Annotated in this window: 18 protein-coding genes and 1 pseudogene; 9 read left to right on the forward strand and 10 right to left on the reverse strand. The window is 72.7% G+C overall.

All coding sequences use genetic code 11. The annotated features are described in order from the left end of the window. Positions 1–556 (forward strand): GNAT family N-acetyltransferase (locus B2P18_RS08305; RefSeq protein WP_286958004.1); only part of this gene is annotated, 556 nt, incomplete at its 5' end. 10 nt (positions 557–566) lie between these two features. Here the strand turns inward: B2P18_RS08305 and B2P18_RS08310 are convergent. The 9 genes and pseudogenes from B2P18_RS08310 to B2P18_RS08350 all read right to left on the reverse strand — a co-directional run. Further along, positions 567–1,394, reverse strand: a pseudogene (locus B2P18_RS08310) (VOC family protein); the annotation flags it as partial. 8 nt (positions 1,395–1,402) lie between these two features. Further along, positions 1,403–4,105, reverse strand: coding sequence for a pyruvate, phosphate dikinase (gene ppdK / locus B2P18_RS08315; RefSeq protein ID WP_029210016.1), 2,703 nt, complete (start codon positions 4,103–4,105; stop codon positions 1,403–1,405). Positions 4,106–4,225: 120 nt separating this feature from the next. Continuing rightward, on the reverse strand, positions 4,226–4,921 hold the full coding sequence (locus B2P18_RS08320) for a thymidine kinase (RefSeq protein ID WP_286958005.1): 696 nt from the start codon (positions 4,919–4,921) through the stop codon (positions 4,226–4,228). Continuing rightward, complete coding sequence (locus B2P18_RS08325; protein WP_240483909.1) at positions 4,921–6,084, reverse strand: alkaline phosphatase family protein; 1,164 nt, start codon at positions 6,082–6,084, stop codon at positions 4,921–4,923. Before B2P18_RS08325 ends, B2P18_RS08320 begins: the two co-directional genes overlap by 1 nt. Position 6,085: 1 nt before the next feature. Next, positions 6,086–6,727 carry a DUF5998 family protein gene (locus tag B2P18_RS08330; protein WP_019284742.1) on the reverse strand — a complete coding sequence of 214 codons (642 nt, stop codon included), beginning with the start codon at positions 6,725–6,727 and terminating at the stop codon, positions 6,086–6,088. 18 nt (positions 6,728–6,745) lie between these two features. Next, positions 6,746–9,424 (reverse strand): GNAT family N-acetyltransferase, encoded by a 2,679-nt coding sequence (locus B2P18_RS08335; protein ID WP_286958006.1) that lies wholly within the window; start codon positions 9,422–9,424, stop codon positions 6,746–6,748. Positions 9,425–9,448: 24 nt separating this feature from the next. Continuing rightward, entirely contained in the window at positions 9,449–10,918 is a 1,470-nt protein-coding gene (locus B2P18_RS08340) for a hypothetical protein (protein ID WP_286958007.1), read from the reverse strand. Continuing rightward, positions 10,915–11,262, reverse strand: coding sequence for an RNA polymerase sigma factor (locus tag B2P18_RS08345; RefSeq protein WP_313534837.1), 348 nt, complete (start codon positions 11,260–11,262; stop codon positions 10,915–10,917). The genes B2P18_RS08340 and B2P18_RS08345 overlap by 4 nt, the downstream gene beginning before the upstream one ends. Next, positions 11,263–11,457, reverse strand: a complete 195-nt coding sequence (locus tag B2P18_RS08350; RefSeq protein ID WP_286958008.1) for a hypothetical protein — start codon at positions 11,455–11,457, stop codon at positions 11,263–11,265. Positions 11,458–11,529: 72 nt separating this feature from the next. Between B2P18_RS08350 and B2P18_RS08355 the strand changes: the two genes are divergently transcribed. The 7 genes from B2P18_RS08355 (at position 11,530) to ptsP (ending at position 18,689) form a co-directional block, all read left to right on the forward strand. Then, positions 11,530–12,189 carry a nitroreductase family protein gene (locus B2P18_RS08355; protein WP_286958009.1) on the forward strand — a complete coding sequence of 220 codons (660 nt, stop codon included), beginning with the start codon at positions 11,530–11,532 and terminating at the stop codon, positions 12,187–12,189. Positions 12,190–12,435: 246 nt separating this feature from the next. Continuing rightward, positions 12,436–13,197 carry a DeoR/GlpR family DNA-binding transcription regulator gene (locus tag B2P18_RS08360; RefSeq protein ID WP_019284737.1) on the forward strand — a complete coding sequence of 254 codons (762 nt, stop codon included), beginning with the start codon at positions 12,436–12,438 and terminating at the stop codon, positions 13,195–13,197. Beyond that, positions 13,194–14,138 carry a 1-phosphofructokinase gene (gene pfkB, locus B2P18_RS08365; RefSeq protein ID WP_286958010.1) on the forward strand — a complete coding sequence of 315 codons (945 nt, stop codon included), beginning with the start codon at positions 13,194–13,196 and terminating at the stop codon, positions 14,136–14,138. The genes B2P18_RS08360 and pfkB overlap by 4 nt, the downstream gene beginning before the upstream one ends. Before the next feature lie 39 nt (positions 14,139–14,177). Beyond that, the gene (locus tag B2P18_RS08370) at positions 14,178–14,624 is read left to right on the forward strand and encodes a PTS sugar transporter subunit IIA (protein ID WP_286958011.1); all 447 of its coding nucleotides are present in this window, start codon (positions 14,178–14,180) and stop codon (positions 14,622–14,624) included. Then, complete coding sequence (locus B2P18_RS08375) at positions 14,621–16,561, forward strand: PTS fructose-like transporter subunit IIB (protein ID WP_239262811.1); 1,941 nt, start codon at positions 14,621–14,623, stop codon at positions 16,559–16,561. Before B2P18_RS08370 ends, B2P18_RS08375 begins: the two co-directional genes overlap by 4 nt. A 162-nt stretch (positions 16,562–16,723) precedes the next feature. Continuing rightward, complete coding sequence (locus B2P18_RS08380) at positions 16,724–16,993, forward strand: HPr family phosphocarrier protein (protein WP_019284733.1); 270 nt, start codon at positions 16,724–16,726, stop codon at positions 16,991–16,993. A 7-nt stretch (positions 16,994–17,000) separates the two neighbouring features. Beyond that, complete coding sequence (ptsP, locus tag B2P18_RS08385) at positions 17,001–18,689, forward strand: phosphoenolpyruvate--protein phosphotransferase (protein ID WP_239262809.1); 1,689 nt, start codon at positions 17,001–17,003, stop codon at positions 18,687–18,689. 41 nt (positions 18,690–18,730) lie between these two features. On the opposite strand, the gene B2P18_RS08390 is transcribed toward ptsP, so the two are convergent. Then, the gene (locus B2P18_RS08390; RefSeq protein ID WP_286958012.1) at positions 18,731–19,891 is read right to left on the reverse strand and encodes a GNAT family N-acetyltransferase; all 1,161 of its coding nucleotides are present in this window, start codon (positions 19,889–19,891) and stop codon (positions 18,731–18,733) included. A 143-nt stretch (positions 19,892–20,034) separates the two neighbouring features. On the opposite strand from B2P18_RS08390, the gene B2P18_RS08395 reads away from it, so the two are divergent. Then, a complete protein-coding gene (locus tag B2P18_RS08395) occupies positions 20,035–22,677 on the forward strand; it encodes a DNA gyrase/topoisomerase IV subunit A (protein WP_286958013.1) in 2,643 nt (880 codons plus the stop codon). The last annotated feature ends 149 nt before the right edge of the window (positions 22,678–22,826 follow it).

Consider the following 22,826-nt stretch of genomic DNA (forward strand, 5'->3'; position numbering starts at 1 on the left):
CGATCGCGTCCGGGCCCGACGGGACCGTGGACCTGACGACTACCGACTGCCGGACGACGTGGCGCTGGCACACGTCGACACGTTCGAGGAGCCGACGTTCGACGAGTACCCAATGCGCATCGTGGCCGGGGACCTCGAGTACCGGCACGTCCGACCAGGCGAGACGAACCGCCTGCTGGAGTTCTGGGCGGACTCAGCAGAGAACGCCGCGCGCCCGCAGGACCCCGCGCACGCCGTGGACGCCCTGCTGGCGCGCGATCCGGCGTCGGTCGTCGTGGCCGAGCTGGCAGGGCAGATCGTCGGCACCGTGATCGCCGGCTGGGACGGCTGGCGTGCCCACCTGTACCGCCTCGCGGTGCATCCCCGAGCGCGGGGACGAGGCATCGCGCGGACCCTCCTGCGACATGCCGAGGAGCGGTTCGTCGCCCTCGGTGCGACGCGTCTCGACGCCATGGTGCTGGACGCGAACGCGTCGGGTGCCGCCGTGTGGCGGGCGGCGGGGTACCGGCCACAGGGGGGGGGGGGCCGGGGGGGCAAGCCGGGCAGCGACCGCTGAGGACGCAGAACTCGTTGCAGTCCGGGTCGCGCATGACGACCCAGCTGACCTTCCCCTGGCCGATGTCGGTGCGGGTCGCGCCGAGCGACTCGAGCCGGGCGACCTCCTCGAGCTGATCGCCGAGCGGCCGTAGGTCGAGGTGCCAGCGGTTCTTCGGCGGCTTGTCCATGACCGGGGGACCACCCCACGAGATCTTCGTGCCGCCGTGCGGCGACTGGATCGCGGTCTCGTCGCCCTCGTCCCAGACGAGGATCCAGTCCAGCGCCGCCTGCCAGAATTCGCCGGCGGCACGCGTCCCGTCGCACGCGAGCGCCCCGATCGTGCCGCAACCGGCCGTGAAGCGGTTGCCCGCCGGGAGGACGCAGAACTCGTTGCCCTCCGGGTCGGCGAGCACCTCCCAGGTGACGTCCGCACGGTCCTGACCCACGTCGACCCGACGGGCCCCGAGGGCGACCAGGCGGTCGATCTGCGCCTGGCGGTCGTCGCTGACGTGCGGGGCGAGGTCGATGTGGAGACGGTTCTTGACCTCTTTGCCCTCGGGCACCGGGACGAACACCAGCCCGGGCGGGGTGGAGGCCCAGCGGTCGGCCGCGATCGGATCCTCCGACATGTCCCGTGGGACTACGGCGACCTCGTGCTCGTCCTCGTAGACGATGTGCCAGTCGAGCACCTCGGCCCACCAGCGGGCCTGGGCGGCGATGTCGTGGCAGTCGATGACGATGGTGTACCAACGCAGGTTCATGCCCCCAGCCTCCCAGCGGATGCGGACGATCTGCGTCCTGCTCTGGGACGACCGCGCGCGCCGGCCCTGGAGGTCCAGGGCCTGCGCGCACGGCATACGGCAGGTCAGGCGGTGGCGTCGCTGTCCCCGACCGTGGCGCGGCCCGCCTCGAGCCGGGCGACCGGCACGCGGAACGGCGAGCAGGACACGTAGTCCAGCCCCACGGAGTCGAAGAAGTGGATCGACGCGGGGTCTCCACCGTGCTCGCCGCAGACGCCGAGGTGGATGCCGGGGTTGCCCGCGCGGCCGCCCTCGGCGCCGAGCTGGACCAGCCGACCCACGCCGGTGCGGTCGATCGTCTCGAACGGCGACACCGTGAAGACGCCCTTGTCCATGTAGTTGGTGAAGAACGCCGCCTCCACGTCGTCGCGCGAGAAGCCCCAGGTCGTCTGGGTCAGGTCGTTGGTCCCGAACGAGAAGAAGTCGGCGGACTCGGCGATGCGCTCGGCCGTGAGGGCGGCGCGCGGCAGCTCGATCATGGTGCCGATCGGCATCTGCAGCTCGACGCCCTGCTGCTCGGCGACCTCGGCGATGATGCGCTCGGCCTCGTCCCGGATCAGGTCCAGCTCGTTGATGGAGCCCACGAGCGGCACCATGACCTCGGGCCGGGGGTCGCCCCCCGCCTGCTTGCGGATGGCGGCGGCCTCGGCCAGCGCCCGCACCTGCAGCGCGAACAGACCCTTGACGGTCAGGCCGAGGCGGACGCCGCGCAGACCGAGCATCGGGTTGGACTCGTGTTGCTTGCGCACGGCCGTCAGCAGCTCGACGTCGCGCGCGTCGGGCTCGCCCTTGGCCTCGGCGACCGCGACCTTGACGGACAGCTCGGTCAGGTCGGGCAAGAACTCGTGCAGCGGCGGGTCGAGCAGGCGCACCGTCATGGGCAGCCCGTCCATCGCCTCCAGCATCTCGACGAAGTCCTGGCGCTGCAGCGGCAGCAGCGCGTCGAGCGCCGACTGCTTGTCCTCGTCGGACGTGGCGAGGATCATCCGCTCGATCAGCACGCGGCGGTCCCCGAGGAACATGTGCTCGGTCCGGCACAGGCCGATGCCCTGGGCGCCGAGCTGCCGGGCGCGGCGGGAGTCGTCGGCGGTGTCGGCGTTGGTCCGGACGTCGAGGCGGCGGACCTTGTCGGCGTGGGTGAGCAGCCGGTCGACCGCCTTGACGAGCTCCGTGGTCTCGTCGTCGAGACCCTCGACACCCCGCTCGATCCCCTCCTCGAGGTAGCGCATGACCGGGCTGGGGACGACCTCGAGCTCGCCCTCGAAGACCTCGCCGGTGGCGCCGTCGATGGAGAGCCAGTCGCCCTCGCCGAAGGTCCGGTCGCCGACCACCATGGTCTTGGCGTTGGCGTCGATCTGGAGCTCTTCGGCCCCGCACACGCAGGTGCGGCCCATGCCGCGCGCGACGACGGCGGCGTGGGAGGTCTTGCCGCCGCGGGCGGTGAGGATGCCGACGGAGGCGATCATGCCCGACAGGTCGTCGGGGTTGGTCTCACGGCGGACGAGCAGGACCTTCTCCCCCGCCTCGGCCTTGGCCACGGCGGCCGCCGAGTCGAAGACGATCGTGCCGACCGCTGCGCCCGGGGAGGCTGCCATGCCCCTGGTGAGCAGCGTGCGATCCCCGTCGGGGTCCAGCTGCGGGAACATCAGCTGGACGAGCTGCTCTCCGGTGACCCGCTCGAGGGCCTCGTTCATCGTGATGAGCTGCTCGTCGACCAGCTGACCCGCGATGCGGAAGGCCGCGTTGGCGGTGCGCTTGCCCACGCGGGTCTGCAGCATCCAGAGCTTGCCCCGCTCGACCGTGAACTCGACGTCGCACAGGTCGCGGTAGTGCGTCTCGAGCAGGTGGAGGTTCTGCTCGAGCTGCTTGAACGGCTCGGGGTGGTGGGTGCCCATGTCGGCCAGGGACATGGTGTTGCGGATGCCGGCGACGACGTCCTCGCCCTGGGCGTTGATCAGGTAGTCGCCGTAGTGGCCCGAGTGACCGGTGGAGGGGTCGCGGGTGAACGCCACGCCGGTGCCGGACGTGTCGCCCATGTTGCCGAACACCATGGTGCAGACGTTGACGGCGGTGCCGAGGTCGTGCGGGATGCGCTCGCGGCGGCGGTAGAGCCGGGCGCGCTCGGTGTTCCACGACTTGAACACCGCGATGATCGCCATGTCGAGCTGCTCGCGCGGCCACTGGGGGAAGTCCCGGCCGGTCTCGTCGCGGACGATCTGCTTGTACTCGTCGACCAGCTCACGGAGCGCGTCGACGCTGAGCTCGGGGTCGGTCTTGGCGCCGTGCTCGTCCTTCTTGGCGTCCAGGGCGTCGGCGAACCGGCTCGACTCGATGTGCATGACCGTGGCGCCGAACATCTGGATGAGCCGGCGGTAGGAGTCCCAGGCGAACCGCTCGTCGCCGCCGATGCGGCCGAGCCCCTCGACGGAGTCGTCGTTGAGACCGATGTTGAGGACCGTCTCCATCATCCCGGGCATGGAGAACTTGGCTCCGGACCGCACGGACACGAGGAGAGGGTCGTCGGCGTTGCCCAGCCGACGACCCATCTTCTGCTCCAGGAGGCGGAGCTCCTTGGTGACCTGGACCCCGAGCTCCGCGGGGGCCTGGCCCTGCTCCAGGTAGGCCCGGCAGGCCTCGGTGGTGATGGTGAAGCCGGGTGGCACCGGGAGGCCGAGCTTGGTCATCTCGGCGAGGTTGGCACCCTTGCCCCCGAGCAGGTCCTTCTGGTCCTTGTCACCGTGCTCGAAGTCGTATACGTACGTCGTCATCGATCGTCCCCTTTGACAACCTTCTGGTCACGAGCCGTCGGTGCTCGCCCTGGTGGCCCCAACCTAGCCCGGTCCTCGCAGGCACCCGAGCCGGGGGTCGGTGGTGCAGGTCACATCGCGTCAGAGGACGCCGGGACCGGGCTCGCCCTCGCGCCAGTGCCGTCGGCAGAGCACGCGGTAGGTCGCGCCCGCGCCCCCGCCCAGGTCGCCCACGGCCACCTGCGAGCCCGACCGGATGACCTCGCCGCCCTCGATGCGGGCGTTGACGCGGCCCGCCTGGCCGCACCAGCACAGCACCTCGACGAGGTCGAGGATGTCGTCGGCGAGCTCCACGAGCCGCTGCGAGCCGGGGAAGGTGTGCGAGTCGAAGGCCGTCAGCAGCCCGAAGCAGTCGACGTCGACGGCCATCTGGTCCACGAGCAGGGCGAGCTCGTCGACCTGGCCCGGGGTGAGGAACTGGGCCTCGTCGACGATGACGAAGCCGCGAGCAGGGAGGGCCTCGCCGACGGTCGCGACGAAGTCGGTCTCCTCGGTGAACTCCCGCGCAGACACCGACAGGCCGAGCCGGGACGAGAGGGTGCCGGACCCCGCGCGGTCGGCGGAGGTGAAGATGAGGCCGGGGCGGCCCGCCTGCCGTCGGTGGAAGCCGACCTGGATCGCGAGCGCCGACTTGCCCGCGCCCATCAGCCCCGCGTGGAAGCGCAGGCGACCGACGGCGGGCGCCAGGTGGCAGATGCCGAAGAGCGGGTTCTGGTCCGGGCTCGGGCGGACCGCATCCTCGTCGTCCATGTCCTCACCGTCGTCACCGTCGATCATCAGCTCTTCCTCGCGGGCCAGGTCAGCAGGGGTATGGCGGTCTCCTGCTCGGTCACGGACCCGTGCACGCCGAGCAGACCCATCAGCTCGGGACGCATGATGCGCGAGTCGACCACCGCCATCGACCCCGTCATGGCGACGACCACGTCACCGATGCGCGGCACGACCGCCGGGCCGACCACGCCGAACCAGCCCTCGTCGACGACCTGCTCACGCGTCCTGACGAGCGCGTCGTCACCGAGCCGGGCCGCCCAGCGCTCGACCATGGCGGCGACGGACGAGGCGCCGGGGTCCTCGGCATACAGCTGGAGGGAGCGCGGCTCGCCCCCGACGTGGCGCACGCCGGCGGCCAGGTCCGGCTCGGCCGCGACGTCGAGGCGACGGTCGAGGGGCACGTCGACCATGCCGTGGTCGGCGGTGACATGCAGGGCGCAGTCCTCGGGCAGCAGCCGGCGCAGGCGGGCGAGCTGGTCGTCGACGTGCTCGAGCTCGGCGGTCCACTCGGGCGACTCCCAGCCGTGGACGTGGCCGGTCTTGTCGAGCTCGCCCCAGTAGAGGTAGACGAGGGTGCGAGGCGCCGCCGCCGCGGTGCGCGCCGCGACCTCGACCCGCGCGTCCAGGTCCTTGGCACCGAGGAAGGCTCCGCCGCGCAGCGCCGCGTTGGTCAGCCCGGACCCGTCGAAGTAGTGCGGCCCGATGCGGGTCACCGCGACGCCGGCGCGCTCGCAGCGCTGCAGGACGGTGTCGTGCGGCTGCCACACGAAGGGGTCGACGCCCTCGTCCCAGGCCAGCTCGTTGAACGTGCGGTCCTCGCCCGGCACGAGCACCTGGTAGCCGACGAGGCCGTGGGCGCCCGGCGGCAGGCCGGTGCCGAAGGTCCCCATGCTCGTGGCCGTGGTGGAGGGGAATCCCGCCTGCAGCCCCGGCGAGCCGGTCATGGCGCCGCGCAGGAACGGCGCGTGCCCGCGGCGCGCCTCGAGCAGGTGGCGGCCGAGCCCGTCGACGAGCACCACCACGGCGCGCCGCGAGCGCGGGAGCGTCAGTCGCCCCACCTCGCGGGGACCCAGGTCCACCCCGAGGGACCGTGCCACCCCGGGCAGCACGTCGGCGAGCCCCAGGCCGGTGTAGGCGTCCGCCAGCCGGGCCACGACCTCCCGCCGCACGTCAGCGACCCGTGGCGAGGGACAGCGCGCGCGCGAACGCCCGGGCCTGCGCCACGGCCTCGGGGCCGTCGGCGTCCGAGCTCACGCGGAACGAGATGTCGTCGCTGGAGATCGTGCCCTCGTAGCCGTGGTCGGCGTCGCACTCCGGGTTGTCGCAGTCGGCGGGCATGAGGTCCACGCGGTTGACCGCGCCCCACCCGAGCGAGACGGTCACCTCTCCCCCGAGGCTGCCGGGCCGGTATGACGTCGCCGACGCCACGACGTGCGTGAGCATGACCCCGCGGACCGAGGACAGCGGCACCGACTCGGAGGTCGCCGTCACGACGGTGTCGACGGGGCGGTCGGCCGCGCGTCCGGTGCGGGGCACCCCGGCGGACGAGGCGGCGTCGACGTGGTCGTCCACGTGCCCCACCACGAGCCGCGAGGGCGTCAGCACGAGGACCGTGACGTGGCGCAGGATCCCGTCGTGGTCGAAGGTCGTCTCCTGGTGGACCAGGTGCTCGACGACCTCCTCGCCGCAGGCGGCCTCGGCGACGACGTCGGCCACGAGGGCCGGGTAGTAGCCGGCCCGCTCGATGTCACGCCGCAAGGAGTGCGGGAGCAGGTCGGCCGGGGTCTGCGAGGCGCGAGGCATGGCCGCCATTGTGGCACCTGCGAGCCGTCAACCCGTCATGGCTCGACGGTCGGAGTCCGTGCGCAGCCCGGGCCGGGCCAGCGTGATCTCGGCGCCCAGCACGTCGACGCCGCCGGGGCGGGCGTTGAGGGGGTTGAGCTCGAGGGCGGCGACCTCGGGGAAGTCGTCGGCGAGCACGGAGACGCGTCCGACGACGTCCTGCAGCGCCGCCAGGTCGACCGGCTCGGCGCCGCGGTGCCCGTCGAGCATCGGGAAGGCCTTGACCGTGGTGACGAGCTCCCTGGCGTCGCGGTCGGTCAGCGGGGGGATGCGGTGGCTGACGTCCCCGAGGAGCTCGGTGGGCGCGCCGGCGACGGAGAAGCTCACGACGGGTCCGAAGAGCGCGTCCTCGGTGGAACGGACCACGCAGGCCACCCCGGGCCCGGCCATCGCCTGGACGACGAGGGCGAGGTCGCCGAGGGAGCCGAAGCGCGTGACCAGGTGGCCGTAGGCCTCGCGCACCTCCTCCTCGTCGTCGAGGTCCAGCCGGAGCGCGCCGAGCCCCGGCGAGTGCCGCAGCACCTGGGAGACGGACTTGATCATGACGGGATAGCCCACGACGGCGGCGGCCGCGACCGCCTCGTCCGGCGACAAGACCCGCACGCGGCGCCATACGGGCACGCCGTAGGCCGCGAGGAGGTCGTGGGCCTCGTCGTCGGTGAGCGCCCGGCCTTGCGGCGCGTCCTGCAGGACGCCGTCGATCACGGCGAAGGCTGCGTGCCGGTCGATGTCGTCATAGCTCACCCGCTCGCCCTTGTCGGCCTCGCGCCAGGCGGCATACCGGACGGCCTGGTCGAGGGCGAGGACGGCGTCCTCGGGCATGGGGTATGCCGGGACCGACCCCACGTGTCCGGGACCCTCACCGGTCCGGGGGTCCGCGACGCCCCGCATGCCGAGAAAGGTGCCGAGGACCGGCTTGTCGCTGCCGGCGGCCACCTGCGCGACGGTGCTGACGATCGACTCGTCGGCGGTGACCAGCGGGGGGATGAAGCAGGTCAGCACGGCGTCGACGGCGGGGTCCTCGAGCGCGGAGCGCAGCGCCTGGGCGAAGGCCTCGGCCGTCGCCTCGGGAGCCAGCGACACCGGCCCGTGGGTGACCTCGAGCCCGCGGTCCAGGCAGGCGTCCCCGGTGAGGGCGCCCAGCGCGTGCGCGTTGCCGACGATCGCCACCCGACGCCCCCGGGGCAGCGGCTGGGAGGTCACCAGCGCGGCCACGTCGAAGAGCTGGTGGACGTTCTCGACGCGCATGACCCCGGCCTGGGTCATCATCGCGTCGAAGGCCTCGCGGGGCACCCGGGTGGGACGCACCGGGTGGCCGGGCGGGACCGAGTAGCCGGAGTACCCCGACTTGACCACGATGACGGGCTTGGAGGCCGCGAGCTGGCGGGCGATGCGGGAGAACTTGCGGGGGTTGCCCACCGACTCCAGGTGCATGCCGACCGCCTCGGTGCCCGGGTCGTCGATGAAGTACTGCATCAGGTCGTTGCCGGAGACGTCGGCGCGGTTGCCCGCGGACGCGAACACCGAGACGCCGAGGTTGCGCCTCTGCGCGGCGTCCAGGACCGCCACGCCGAGCGCCCCGCTCTGGGCGAACAGCCCCAGCGTGCCCGGCTTGGGGAGGCGGGGTGCGACGGTGGCGTTGAGGTGCAGGGCGTTGTTGGCGACGCCGATGGTGTTGGGTCCGACGACGCGCAGACCGTTGGCGTGGGCGTGCTGCAGGAGTGCGCGCTGCCGCTCCTGTCCCTCGGGGCCGGACTCCGCGAAGCCGGAGGACGCCACGACGAGGGACTTGACGCCCGCGGCGGCGCAGTCGTCGACGACGCCCAGCACCTCGGACGCCGGGACGGCCACCACGGCGAGGTCGACGGGCTCGCCGATCGCGCTCACCGAGGGGTGGCACGGGACGCCGAGCACCTCGGACGCCGTCGGGTGGACGGCGTGCAGGACCCCGGTGTAGCCGCCGCGCAGGAGGTTGTCGAGGATCAGGTGACCGAGTGCCTCGACGCGGGGGCTGGCCCCCACGACGACGACGGATGCCGGCTCGACGACGGTGCGGATGCTGGCCGCCTCGGAGCGGTGCTCGCGCGAGAGCCGGACGAGCTCGGAGCGCACGGTCGGCCGGATCTGGAAGGTGACGGCGATGACGCCGTCGTCGAAGTGGTGCTTGACCTCGTAGCCGGCGTCGGTGAAGACCTTCATCATCTTGCGGTTCTGCGGGAGGACGTCCGCCACGAACTCCTCGACGCCGAGCTCCTGGCCGATGGCTGCGAGGTGCTCCAGGAGCACCGAGCCGATCCCCTTGCCCTGGTAGTGGTCGGAGATGTTGAAGGCCACCTCGGCCACCCCCGGGCGGATGGTGTCGTAGCGCCCGATCCCGATGATGTCGTCGCGCACCGTGGCCACCAGGGCGACCCGGTCGACCTGGTCCACCTCGGTGAAGCGCGTCAGGTCCTTGGCGCTGATCTCCTTGATGGGCGCGAAGAACCGCAGGTAGATCGACTCGGCCGACTGGCGCGAGTGGAAGGCCTGCACCCGGTCCCGGTCGTCGGGGCGGATCGGGCGCAGGTGGCACACCGACCCGTCCCGCAGGACGACGTCCGCCTCCCACGAGCTGGGGTCCGAGACCCCGAGCCGACCGGGTCCGTGGCTGCCACGCTGCGCGCTCATGCGGTCAGGATCCCACGTCGCGCGTCAGGGCGCGCCGGCGACCTGGACCTTGCGCCACGTCAGGCCGTCGTGGCTGCCGAGGTAGTAGACGCCCCGCTCGCCGCGCGGGACGGCCAGGAAGCCGCCGGCCTCGTGGCGCAGGGCCACCCAGCCGTTGCGCGCGGCCGGAGGCTTCGTGGGTGCCGCGAACGTGGCGCCCCCGTCGCGGCTCGCCTGCAGCACGTATGACGTGGGGGACGCCGCGACGACGTGCTGGTCGTCGGACGGCGCCACCAGGGCGTTGGCCGGCACGCCCTTGGCCGGGTCCATCGCGGTGAAGTCCCAGGTCCGCCCACCGTCGGCACTCATGACGAGGCTGAGATCGGCCGAGCCGGCAGCAGACCCGATGGAGCAGCGGGCGTAGAGGTACTCACCGGCCGGGCGCGAGACCTGCAGGCCCATCGAGTTGGGGCAGCCCTCGTCGATGGCGGTGAGCGGCGTGGCCGCGCCGGTCGCGGACACGGAGGCGGCCTGCATGCCCTGCGGGCCTCGGTCGGTGCCCACGACGCCCGACACGAGCACGTTGCCGTCGTGCCAGCCGAGGTCGACGCGCTGCACCGGGGCATCGCCACGCGTCGTCGGCACCCGGACGTCCACCGGCACGGTGCCGTCGAGCTCGGCGCGGCGCACGAGCACCGCCTGGCCGCAGGCCCGGGCCCCGCACTCGTCGACGGCGGCCACCGCGACCTCGTCGTCGGTGGCCTCGACGGCGAGCACGATCGCGCCCGGGTGGGCGGCGGGGCTCCACGTGCGCCCGCCGTCGGTGGTGCGCAGCAGCGCCCCGCCGTAGACCCAGCCGTTGAGATCGTCGGCGAAGACGACCTCGGAGAGCGTGCGGGGGGTAGGCCGCGCGGAGGCGTCGGCCCGGTCGAGCACGGTGTGCTGGGGGAAGACAGCCGCCACGCGCCAGCTGCGCCCGCCGTCGGTGCTGGTCGCGAGGACCGGGCAGGTGGTCGCGCCGGCGCAGCTGCCGCTGCCCAGGGCGTGCAACGGTCCGGGGGCGGTCGTGCCCGGCTTGCGCGCCTGGGTCACGGCTCCGACGTCGAAGCCCGCCGGGACCCGTTGCCCCACCTGGGCGGTCGAGGCGTCGCTCGCCGGGGCCACCGAGGAGGACCGGTCAGGAAGGAGGCCGCCCTGCTGGGCGACCACCACACCGCCGACGACGGCCGCGGCGGCGGCGGTCGCGGCGATGGTCTGCCACCGCCCACGAGGGCGGCGAGCCCCCCGACCCTCGCGGGCGATGCGCTGCCAGCGCAGGTCGTCGGCCGTCAGCGGGGTGATGTCCTCGCGCTGGTCGCGGAAGAAGTCGGCGACGGGATCGTGCTGGTCGAGCCGGCCGTCCTCGTCACGGTAGGGCTCGTCGCGGTAGGGGTCGTCGCAGTAGGGGTCGTCGCGCTCGCCGAAGGACTCGCCGAAGGGATCACGACCGCGAGGGTCCCGGGTCGACGGGCTCATCGGACTCCCTCCAGGATCGGGGCGAGGCGGGCCCGCGCGTCGTACAGGTCGCGCTTGACCGCACCCTGGGACTTGCCGAGCTGTTCGGCGACCGTGGCCACCGGCAGGTCCGCGAAGTAGTGCAGCATGACCGCCATCCGCAGCCGGTCGGGCAACGACTGGACGGCGTCACGGACGGTGAGCGTCGTCGAGTGGTCATTGTCCACGGTGGTCGTCTCGTCGCCGACCTTGCCGTAGGCGATCGCCTCTCGACCGCGCTTGCGCCAGTGGTCCCGCACGAGATTACCCGTGGCGGTGTAGAGCCACGCGCGCGGCTCGTTGACGGTGTCGATGTGGCGCAGCAGCTAGACGAACGCCTCCGTGGCGAAGTCGTGCCCGAGGTCGGGGTCGCCGACGAGCTTGGTCGCCCAGCCTGCGAGCATGCCGTAGTGCGCGCGATAGATCTCGCGCACGGCGTCCTCGGTGGCCGTCTGCGGACGCGCCACGATCCTCCCTCCCCGCACCCGGGGCACGTCGAGGGCGATCGTTGCTGTGGTCATGCCCCTTCGACGTCCCTGTCCCCTCACGGGTTGGGTGCCGATCCAACGCGGTCACTATGTCACGCTCTGGTGATGGACCACGGCACCCTCGTCACCACGCGCCGGATGCGCCGTCGCTTCGATCCTGACCGTCCGGTCCCGCGCGAGGTGCTCGTCCGCGCGCTGACCGAGGCGACGCACGCGCCGAGCGCCGGCTGGGCCCAGGGCTGGGACTTCGTGGTCCTGGCGCGGCGGCCGGACGTCGACCGCTACTGGGAGGCGACCCGTCGACCCGGACCGCCCGACGCGTGGCTGCGCGGCCTGCTCACGGCGCCCTGCCTGGTCCTGGTGTGCAGCGACCCCGAGAGATACCTCGACCGCTACGCCGAGCCGGACAAGGGGTGGCAGGACCGGTCCGTCGACCGGTGGCCCATCCCCTACTGGGACGTCGACGCCGGGATGGCGGCCCTGCTGGCCCTGCTGGCGGTTCACGACGAGGGGCTCGGCGGACTGTTCTTCGGCGTGCCCGGCGACCGCCATGACGCCGTGCGGGAGGCGTTCGGCATACCGGCCGACCGGCGCCTGGTGGCGACGCTGGCCCTGGGACATCCCCACCCCGACGGCGACCGCGGGACGAGGGGCAGCGCGTCCCGGGCGCGTCGGCCCGTGTCCGAGGTGGCCCACGACGGCACCTTCGGGCGGCCGTTCCTCGCCGAGCGGCCCACGTCGACCGGGTATGCCGGGCCGAGCTGACCACCCACCACGGAGTCCGGTTGCCCCTGATCGGACATCGCTAGCGCCCGGTCGGACACGATCCTCGTGCTCGATCGCCGCAAAGCGCGCCAGCCTCCCGTGTTTGTTCGCGACATCTCTGGCAGAACAAACACAACCGGGTATACGGTTGCGGCATCCGGGAGCCACGGCCGTCTGGCCGGGTCCGCGGTGCTCCGCCCGTCGTCGACGACGAGCGGGCCTGGCCCGACGAAGGAGAGGCCGCCTGTGCACCAGCACGAGCGTCACCAGCTGATCGTGGAGCGATCACGCTCGCAGTCCCGCGTCGAGGTCGCCGTGCTGGCGGCCGAGCTCGACGTCACGCCCGAGACCATCCGGCGCGACCTGACGGTCCTGGAGCGCCACGGCCTCGTCCGTCGCGTCCACGGCGGGGCGATCGCCATCGAGAAGCTCGCGTTCGAGCCCACCACCCAGATGCGCTCGGAGCAGCGGACCGCCGAGAAGTCCGCCATCGCCCAGCGCGCCCGCGAGCTGGTCCCGGTCGACGGCAGCATCCTCCTGGACGCCGGCACGTCCACCCTGGCGCTCGCGCACCTGCTGCCCACCGGCGGCGAGCTGACCGTCGTCACGAACTCCCTGTCGATCGCCCAGGCGGTCAGCACGCGCGAGGACATCTCGCTCTATCTCCTCGGAGGTCGCGTCCGCGCCAAGACGCTCGCGTCCGTCGGCTCCTGGTCGGTCGACGCGCTGCGCGACATCCACGTGGACGTCGCCTTCATCGGCACCAACGGGCTCACCCCGGACGAGGGGCTCACCACGCCCGACCCGTCCGAGGCCACCGTCAAGCGCGCCATGGTCACCGTCGCCCAGCGTGTCGTCGTCCTGGCCGACCACAGCAAGATCGGCGTCGCCCACTTCTCGCGGTTCGGGCGGCTGAGCGACGTCGACACCATCGTCACCGACAGCGGCCTCGACCCCGAGACCGCCGCAGAGCTCGAAGCCCACGGCCCGGAGGTGGTCCGCGCGTGATCCTGACCCTGACACCCAACCCCAGCGTCGACCGCACCATCGCGGTGACGACGCTGCAGCGTGGCGCCGTGCAGCGCGCCACCGACTCGCGGCTCGACCCGGGAGGCAAGGGCATCAACGTGTCCCGGGCCCTCGCGGTCAACGGCACCGACACGATCGCCGTGCTCCCGGTCGGCGGCCCCCAGGGCCAGATCATGCAGACCCTGCTGCGCGAGATCGCCCTGCCCGTCGAGGCCGTCGAGATCGCGGGGAGCATCCGCGCCAACGTCGGCATCGTCGAGCCGGACGGCACCACCACCAAGGTCAACGAGCTCGGGCCGGCGCTGTCCGAGGACGAGGTGGCGGCGCTCCTGGCCGCCGTCGACCGCGCCGCCGGCCGGGGCCTCACCTGGCTCGTGGGCTGCGGCTCCCTGCCCCAGGGCCTGGACCCCGCCTTCTACGTCGACCTGGTCCGCCGCGGCCACGAGGCGGGTGCCAAGGTGGCCATCGACTCCAGCGGCCCACCGATGGCCGCGGCCGTCGCCGCCTCCCCCGACCTGATCAAGCCCAACGACGAGGAGCTCGAGGAGCTCGTCGGCCGCCCGCTGGCGACCGTGGGCGACGTCGTCGACGCGTGCCGCACCCTGATCGCCGGCGGCGTCGGCAGCGTCGTGGTCAGCCTGGGCAGCAAGGGCGCCCTCCTGGTCACCCCCGACGAGGTCGCGCACGCCGCCGCCACCATCACCAACCCGCTGTCCACCGTGGGCGCCGGGGACTCCCTGCTCGCGGGCTACCTGCACGCGCTGAGCCGTGGCGACACGCCGTCGGCGGCGCTGCGCACCGCCGTCGCGTTCGGGTCGGCCGCGGTCTGCCTGCCGGGCACCGAGGTGCCGACTCCCGAGGATGTTGCGAGGATCGACGTCAGGGTCAGCGACCCGGTCGACCTCAACCTGTCTCTCTGAGACGCCGCTCACCAGACCCCACCCCATCAAGGAGAGATCATGTCCCTCATCACCGATAAGCAGGTCGTGCTGGACCTCCGCGCCACCGACCGCACCGACGCCACCCGGACCCTGGGCGAGACCCTCGTCGCGGAGGGGCGGGTGACCGACCTCGAGGGCTTCCTCGACGACGTGCGCAAGCGCGAGGAGCAGATGGCGACCGGGCTGCCCGGCGGCATCGGCATCCCGCACTGCCGCTCCACGCACGTGACCGAGCCCTCGCTCGTCTTCGGGCGCTCCCGCGAGGGCATCGACTGGGGGTCCGAGGACGGGCCCGCCACCTTGATCTTCCTCATCGCGGCGCCCGAGGGCGGCGGCGAGGACCACCTCAAGATCCTGGCCATGCTCGCCCGCAAGCTCATGCGTGCCGAGTTCAAGGAGTCCCTGCGCAACGCCGTGACCCCGGCCGAGGTCGTCCAGATCGTCCGGTCCGAGGTCGAGCAGTGAGGCTGGTCGGCGTCACCAGCTGCCCCACGGGCATCGCGCACACCTACATGGCCGCCGAGGCCCTCGAGCAGGCGGCTCGCGAGGCCGGCCACGAGATGGTCGTCGAGACCCAGGGCTCGGCCGGCTCCGAGCCGCTGGACCAGGCCGTCATCGACGCCGCCGACGCCGTGATCTTCGCCCACGACCTCGAGGTCAGGGACGCCGGCCGGTTCGCCGGCAAGCCGACCGTCGACGTGGGCGTCAAGAAGGCCGTGTCCGGGGCCCCTGCCCTGGTCGCCCAGGCGGTCGAGGCCGCGGAGCAGGCTCGTACGGCGGCGCCCGCCGTCTCGGGTGGCTCGGCGTCCGGCGACACGTCGGGTGGCGCCCGCTCGCTCTCCCTGGTCGGCGTGACCAGCTGCCCCACCGGCATCGCCCACACCTACATGGCCGCCGAGGGCCTGGAGCAGGCGGCCAAGGAGGCCGGCCACACCATGGTGGTCGAGACCCAGGGCTCGGCCGGCTCGGAGCCGCTGGACCAGTCGGTCATCGACGCCGCCGACGGCGTGATCTTCGCCCACGACCTCGAGGTCAGGGACGCCGGCCGGTTCGCCGGCAAGCCGACCGTGGACGTGGGCGTCAAGAAGGCCGTGTCCGACTCCCCCGCCCTCATCGCCGAGGTCGAGCGGCTGGTCGCCGAGCGAGGGAGCTCGACGGCGTCGGCCACCCCGACGGCCGCTGCGAGCACCGCCGCGACGACGGGGGCGACGTCCGCCCGCGAGACCGAGCGCGTCGGCACCGGCACCAAGATCCGCCAGTGGCTGATGACCGGCGTGTCCTACATGATCCCGTTCGTCGCGGCGGGCGGCATCCTCATCGCCCTGGGCTTCATGCTGGCCCAGCTGTTCGGCGGCAAGCAGGGCGCCATCGACGTCACGTCGATGTACACCCTCAACCCGGCCGGGGCCACCGACAAGGTCACGGTCCTGCAGAACGCCTTCAACCCCGGCAACGGGATGCACTGGGCGGCGCTGCTGTTCCTGATCGGCGGGGCGGCCTTCAACTTCCTGGTGCCGATCCTGTCGGGCTTCATCGCCTACGGCATCGCCGACCGGCCGGGCCTGGTCCCGGGCATCGTCGGCGGCTTCATCGCCAACACCATGGGCGCCGGCTTCCTCGGCGGCATCGTCACCGGCTTCATCGCCGGCTTCGCGGCGCGCTGGATCGCCGGGTGGAAGGTCCACAAGGGCATCCGCGGCGTCATGCCGGTCGTCGTCATCCCGTTGCTGTCGACCCTGATCACCGCCGGCGCGATGATCCTGATCCTCGGCCGCCCGATCAAGGGCCTGATGGACTCCCTGAGCAGCGCGCTGACCGGCATGTCCGGCTCCAACGCGATCCTGCTCGGTCTCATCCTCGGCCTGATGATGGGCTTCGACCTGGGCGGTCCCGTCAACAAGGTGGCCTACACCTTCGGCACGACCGGCCTGTCCGCCGTGGCGGCCGGGGCGACCGACGCCCCACAGCTCAAGATCATGGCTGCGGTCATGGGCGCGGGCATGGTCGCACCGTGGGGCATGGCCCTGGCGACCGCCCTGCGACCCAAGCTGTTCACCAAGGCGGAGCAGGAGAACGGCAAGGCCTCGTGGCTGCTCGGCGCGTCCTTCATCTCCGAGGGCGCGATCCCGTTCGCGGCCGCCGACCCGTGGCGCGTCATCCTGTCGTCCATGGTGGGGTCGAGCATCACCGGCGCGCTGATCATGGCCTTCGGCTCGGGCAGCCGTGCGCCGCACGGCGGTCTGTGGGTCACCCCGCTGATCACCAACCCGCTGATGTTCCTCCTCGCGGTCATCGTCGGATCCGTCGTCACCGGGCTGCTCGTCGTCGCGCTCAAGGGCGCCGACAAGAGTCGCCGGGCCGTGGCGGACACCCCCGCGGCGCGGGACGCCGTCGCCGCCTGATCCGCCCGCACCACCCGCACCGCCACCACCGCACCGCTGCACCACCCTCACTGGTGCACCAGCTCCACCAGCTGCACGAGCCCGGTATGACGGGGACCACGTTCCCGGCATACCGTGAGTCCCACGACCTGACCCCCGCACAACTCAGAAGGATTGATCCTCATGGCATCTCGCAACGTCACCATCGCCTCCTCCGTCGGCCTGCACGCCCGCCCGGCCTCGATGTTCGTCCAGGCCGCCACGGCCACGGGCCTGCCCGTCACGATCGCCAAGGAGGGCCAGACCCCGGTCGACGCCCGCAGCATCCTGGCCGTCATGGCCCTGGGCGCCAAGCACGGCGACGTCGTCACCCTGTCCGCCGAGGGCGACGGCGCGGAGGACAAGCTCGGCGAGCTCGTTGCCCTGCTCGAGCGCGACCTCGACAACGAGTGATCTCGCGATGACCGACGCCCCCCACCGCCAGCTGAGCGGCATCGGCGTGAGCGTGGGCACGTCGGCCGGACCTGTCGTCCAGGTCCGGCCGGCGCCCACGGCCCCCGCCAACGAGCCGGCCGCAGCCGACCCTGCCGCCGCCAAGGCCCAGGTCCGCGAGACCATGGAGCAGGTCGCGGCCGGGCTCGAGGCCCGCGCCGCCAAGGCCGACCCCAAGGCCGCCACGATCCTGCAGGCCACCGTCATGATGGCCCGCGACCCCGGCCTCGCCGGCGGGATCGACACCCAGCTCGACGCCGGCAAGGGCCCCGCGACCGCCGTGACCGCGGCCGTCGAGGAGTTCTGCACGATGTTCGAGTCGCTCGGCGGCTACATGGCCGAGCGCGTCACCGACCTGCGCGACGTCCGTGACCGCACGGTCGCCCGCCTGCTGGGCGAGCCGGAGCCGGGAGTCCCCCAGTTCGACGAGCCGAGCGTGCTGGTCGCCCACGACCTGGCTCCCGCCGAGACCGCGACCCTCGACATCGACAAGGTGCGCGGGATCGTCACCGAGGCCGGCGGGCCGACCAGCCACACCGCGATCCTCGCGGCCCAGCTGGGCATCCCCGCCGTCGTCCGGGTGCAGGGCGCCCTGCAGATCCCGGCCGGCACCGTCGTGGCACTGGACGGCGGGGTGGGCGAGGTCATCGTCAACCCCACCGACGACGAGCAGGAGCAGCTCGCCGAGCGGTCCCGCCGCCGGGCGGCCGCCCTGTCCAACGTGAGCGGCGTCGGGGTCACGCGCGACGGCACCAAGGTCGCGCTCCTCGCCAACATCGGCACCGCCGAGGACGCCGAGAAGGCCGGCAAGATGGACTGCGAGGGTGTGGGCCTGTTCCGCACCGAGTTCCTCTTCCTGGACCGCGACGACGCGCCCACGCTGGAGGAGCAGACCGCGACCTACACCCGCGTCTTCGAGGCCTTCCCCGAGCGCCGCGTCGTCGTGCGCACGCTCGACGCGGGGGCCGACAAGCCGCTGGCCTTCGCCGACCTCGGCGAGGAGGAGAACCCCGCCCTCGGCGTGCGCGGCCTCCGGCTGCAGCGCGAGCGCCAGGACCTGCTGGACACCCAGCTCCAGGCTCTCGCCGCGGCCTACCAGGCCACCGGGGCGGACGTGCGCGTCATGGCCCCGATGGTGGCCACCCGCGAGGAGGCCCGCTGGTTCGCCCAGCAGGTCAAGGCCGTCGGGCTGCCCAAGGGCGGCACGATGATCGAGGTCCCGGGTGCGGCGATCCGCGCCAAGGACATCCTCGAGGTCTGCGACTTCGCGTCCCTCGGGACCAACGACCTGTCGCAGTACACCATGGCCGCCGACCGCATGCAGGGCGCCCTGGCTCCCCTGCTGAGCCCGTGGCAGCCCCCGCTGCTCGACCTGGTCAAGATGGCCTGCGAGGGTGGCCGCGCGACCGGCAAGCCGATCGGCGTGTGCGGCGAGGCCGGCGGCGACCCGCTGCTGGCGCTCGTGCTCGTCGGTCTCGGGGTCTCGTCCCTGTCCATGGCCACGCCCAAGCTGGCGGCCGTGCGCACCGCGCTCAGCCTCCACGAGCTCGGGACCTGCCAGCGGATGGCGACGGCGGCCCTCAAGGCTCGCTCGGCGCGCAAGGCCCGCCAGGCCGTCCTCGACCTGGCCGACCCGATCATGATCGACCTGCTCTGACGGTCTGATCAGCCGGCCCTGCCGGTGCGAGGCCCGGTGCGCTACCCCCTTGGCGCACCGGGCCTCGTGCTGCCGGCGTCCCCCTCGTCCATCGTGTCGGCCGGGTCCACCTGCTGCACAACGTCCGCGGCGTCCGTCGGGTATCGGTAGACCGCCAGGCTGTCGGTGCGGTGGTAGCCCAGGCTCTCGTAGAGGCGCAGCGCCCCCGTGGGGTTCTCGGCGTCGACCCCGAGCCCGGCGGACGCCATGCCGGAGCCTGCGAACCTGCGCATCGATTCCTGCAGCAGCGCGGACGCCACGCCTCTCCCCCGGTGGCTGCGCAGCACCGTCAGCTGCTCGGTCCACCCCTCGGTGTAGCCCTGGGCGGCCCAGTCCTGCTCGTAGGCCGAGCTCATCGCCAGGCCCACCATGGCCCCCGTGGCGTCGTCCACCGCCAGCACCGACCAGTCCGGGCGGAAGCTCGCCGACGTCAGCTGCTCCTGCCACATGTCGGGGGTCGTGCCGGCATAGGCCCAGTGGTCGCGGAAGCCCTCGTCCAGCACCGCCAGCGCCTCGTCCGAGCGAGACGGGTCCCAGTCGAGCAGGCGCACTCCTCGGGCCGACCCGACCGACCCGACCGGCACGACCGGCACAACCGGCACAACCGGCACGACCGGCACGACCGGCACGGGAGTGTCCAGCCACCGCCCCATGCCGAAGAAGTACCGCACCGCCTCCAGCCCCGCGCGCTCCGCCAGGTCGCGCAGCTCGGTCTGGTGGACGGGGGCCGACAGGCGCATCTGGAGCGGTCCGTGGCCCTCCCTGCGGGCGGCGCGGTCCCAGGCCACGCCGTGCGCCAGCTCCCACCGGAGCAGGGCCGTGCCGATGCCCTCGCCGCGCCGGCTCGGGTCCACCACTCCCCCGAGGTGCACCCGGCGGACCTCCGTGATCGACCGGTTGCACCCCGACCACCCGACGGCCACGAGGGCACCGCCGCCGTCGTGCCCGAGGATCAGGTCCTCGTCCGGGACCGACCGTGGGGAGTCCCAGTACTCTTCGATGTCGCTCAGAGACATACGCTCGGGATTGCGGTCGTGGGCCTCGGCCTCGGCATAGAGCCGTGCGATCGCCGGCACGTCGGCGCGATCACCACGACGCCAGGTGATGCCGGGCAGGGCATCCAGGTCCGCCAGGGCGGTCTGCTCGGCAGGGATGGCAGTCATGCCTCGATCCTGCGCCGCGGCCCGGGACCGCACAACCGCCTTTCCTCGGCGCCCGATCCGGCGGGCCCGGCGCGCCATACGGCCCGTCACCCGACCCCCGGGGCAGGATGGGGCGGATCCGCTCGCGAAGGAGATTGCACCTGATGGCGCGTCGCACGACCGCACCGACCCTGGACGACGACTTCGTCGAGAACATCATCGACATCGACGTCTCCGACGAGATGCAGCAGGCGTTCCTGGAGTACTCCTACTCGGTCATCTTCAGCCGGGCGCTGCCCGACGCGCGCGACGGCCTCAAGCCGGTGCAGCGACGCATCCTCTACGGCATGCACGAGCTGGGGCTGCGCCCCGACCGCGGCCACGTCAAGTCCTCCCGCATCGTCGGCGAGGTCATGGGCAAGTACCACCCCCACGGGGACACCGCGATCTACGACGCCCTCGTGCGCCAGGCGCAGCCGTTCACGATGCGGCTGCCCCTGGTCGACGGGCACGGCAACTTCGGCTCCCTCGACGACGGTCCGGCGGCCAGCCGCTACACCGAGGCGCGCATGGCCCCGTCCGCGCTGGCCATGCTCGCCAGCCTGGACGAGGACACGGTCGACTTCGTCCCCAACTACGACGAGCAGCTCACCCAGCCCGGGGTGCTGCCGGCGGCCTTCCCCAACCTCCTCGTCAACGGTGCCTCGGGCATCGCGGTCGGTATGGCGACCCAGATGCCGCCGCACAACCTCGTCGAGGTCATCGGCGCGGCCTGCCACCTCATCGCCCACCCGGACTGCTCGCTCGACGACCTGATGAAGTTCGTGCCGGGTCCGGACCTGCCCTGCGGGGGCCGGATCATCGGCCTCGAGGGCATCCGCGACGCCTACCTGACCGGACGCGGCAGCTTCAAGACGCGCGCCACCTGCCGCGTCGAGAGCATCACCGCCCGCAAGAAGGGCATCGTCGTCACCGAGCTGCCCTATCTCGTCGGCCCGGAGAAGGTGCGCGACAAGATCAAGGACCTCGTCCAGTCCAAGAAGCTGCAGGGCATCAGCGACTTCAAGGACCTCACCGACCGCAAGCACGGGCTGCGGCTGGTCATCGAGATCAAGAACGGCTTCAACCCCGACGCGGTCCTGGAGCAGCTCTACAAGCTGACGCCGATGGAGGACTCCTTCGGCATCAACAACGTCGCCCTCGTCAACGGGCAGCCCCAGACCCTCGGGCTCAAGGACCTGCTGCGGGTCTACGTCGACTTCCGCACCGACGTGGTGCGTCGCCGCTCGCAGTTCCGCCTCGGCAAGAAGGAGGACCGCCTGCACCTCGTCGAGGGGCTGCTGATCGCGATCCTCGACATCGACGAGGTCATCCAGGTCATCCGCACCTCCGACGACGCGGGCATCGCGCGGGCGCGGCTCATGGACGTCTTCGAGCTCTCCGAGCCTCAGGCGACCTACATCCTCGACCTGCAGCTGCGCCGCCTCACCAAGTTCTCCCGCATCGAGCTGGAGAACGAGCGCGACGAGCTCCTGCGCGAGATCGCCGAGCTGCGCGAGCTCCTCGGCGACGAGGCGCTGCTGCTCCGGCTGGTGTCCACCGAGCTGGCCGACGTCGCCAAGCAGCACGGCACGCCGCGCCGCACGGTCCTGCTCGAGTCCGCCGGCACCCCGGCGACCTCGGCCACGCCGCTCGAGGTCGCCGACGACCCCTGCTACGTCCTGATGTCGTCCACCGGGCTGCTGGCCCGGACGTCGGACGCCGGTGGCCTGTCCAACGAGGGCGGTCGGTCCAAGCACGACGCCGTGGTGGCGGCCGTGGCGACGACCGCGCGCGGCGAGGTGGGCCTGGTCACCTCGACCGGTCGGGTGGTCCGACTGTCCGCCCTCGAGCTGCCGACCCTGCCACCGACCAACGGCGCCCCGTCGCTGTCGGGCGGTGCGCCCCTCGCGGCCTACGTCGAGCTGGGCAAGGACGAGGTTCCCCTCACGATCATGTCGCTCGCCCCGGAGTCCCGCGGCCTGGCCCTCGGCACCGCCCAGGGCGTGGTCAAGCGGGTGACGACGGACTACCCCGGCAACCGCAAGGAGTGGGAGGCCGTCTCGCTCAAGCCGGGCGACCGCGTCGTCGGCGCGGTCGAGCTGCGCACCGGGGACGAGCACCTGTGCTTCGTGACGACGGACGCGCAGCTGCTGCACTTCCCGGCCTCGGTGGTCCGGCCCCAGGGCCGCACCGCAGGCGGTATGGCGGGAATCCGCCTGTCCCCCAAGGCGTCCGCGCTATGGTTCGGCGCCATCGACCCGTCCGCCGAGACGGTCGTCGTGACCGGGGCGGGATCCGCCGGAGCCCTTCCGGGCACGGAGACCCCATCGATCAAGGTCACCCCTCTCGGCGAGTACCCCGCCAAGGGCCGCGCCACCGGCGGGGTCCGCTGCCAGCGCTTCCTGCACGGCCAGGATCAGCTGGTCCTCGCCTGGGTCGGCGCCCTGCCCGCGCGGGCCTCCGGGCCCAACGGCGTGGCGGTGCCGCTCCCCGAGGCGACCGGCAAGCGGGACGGCTCCGGGCTCCCGGCCAAGGGGCCCATCGCCGGGATCGGCGGGCCGCTGCCGACCGAGTCGCCCGTGAGCGCCGGGGCCGCCGCCGCGTCGTCGCCGACGAGCTCGGACGCCGCCGGCACGGCCGAGGGTGGCGAGGGGCTCTTCGACCTGCCGCCCAACACCGGGCCGACCCGCGAGCGGGTCGTCGTGGACCGGGACGACTACGACCCCGACAGCCTCGACGACGTGGTGCAGACCTCCACGGAGTGACCCGCCGGCTCGCCGGTGGTCATCGATCCGACCTTGCGACCTTGCGACTCTGCGACCTTGCAACGCCGCGACGCGCGCAGCGGTCAGCCGTATGGAGCACGCGCGGCCGGCGAGGAGCAGCGACACCAGGATCGCGATGATCACGGTGT

This window comes from Arsenicicoccus sp. UBA2120 (assembly GCF_002330965.1).
In the GTDB taxonomy this organism is placed as follows: Bacteria; Actinomycetota; Actinomycetes; order Actinomycetales; family Dermatophilaceae; genus Arsenicicoccus; species Arsenicicoccus bolidensis.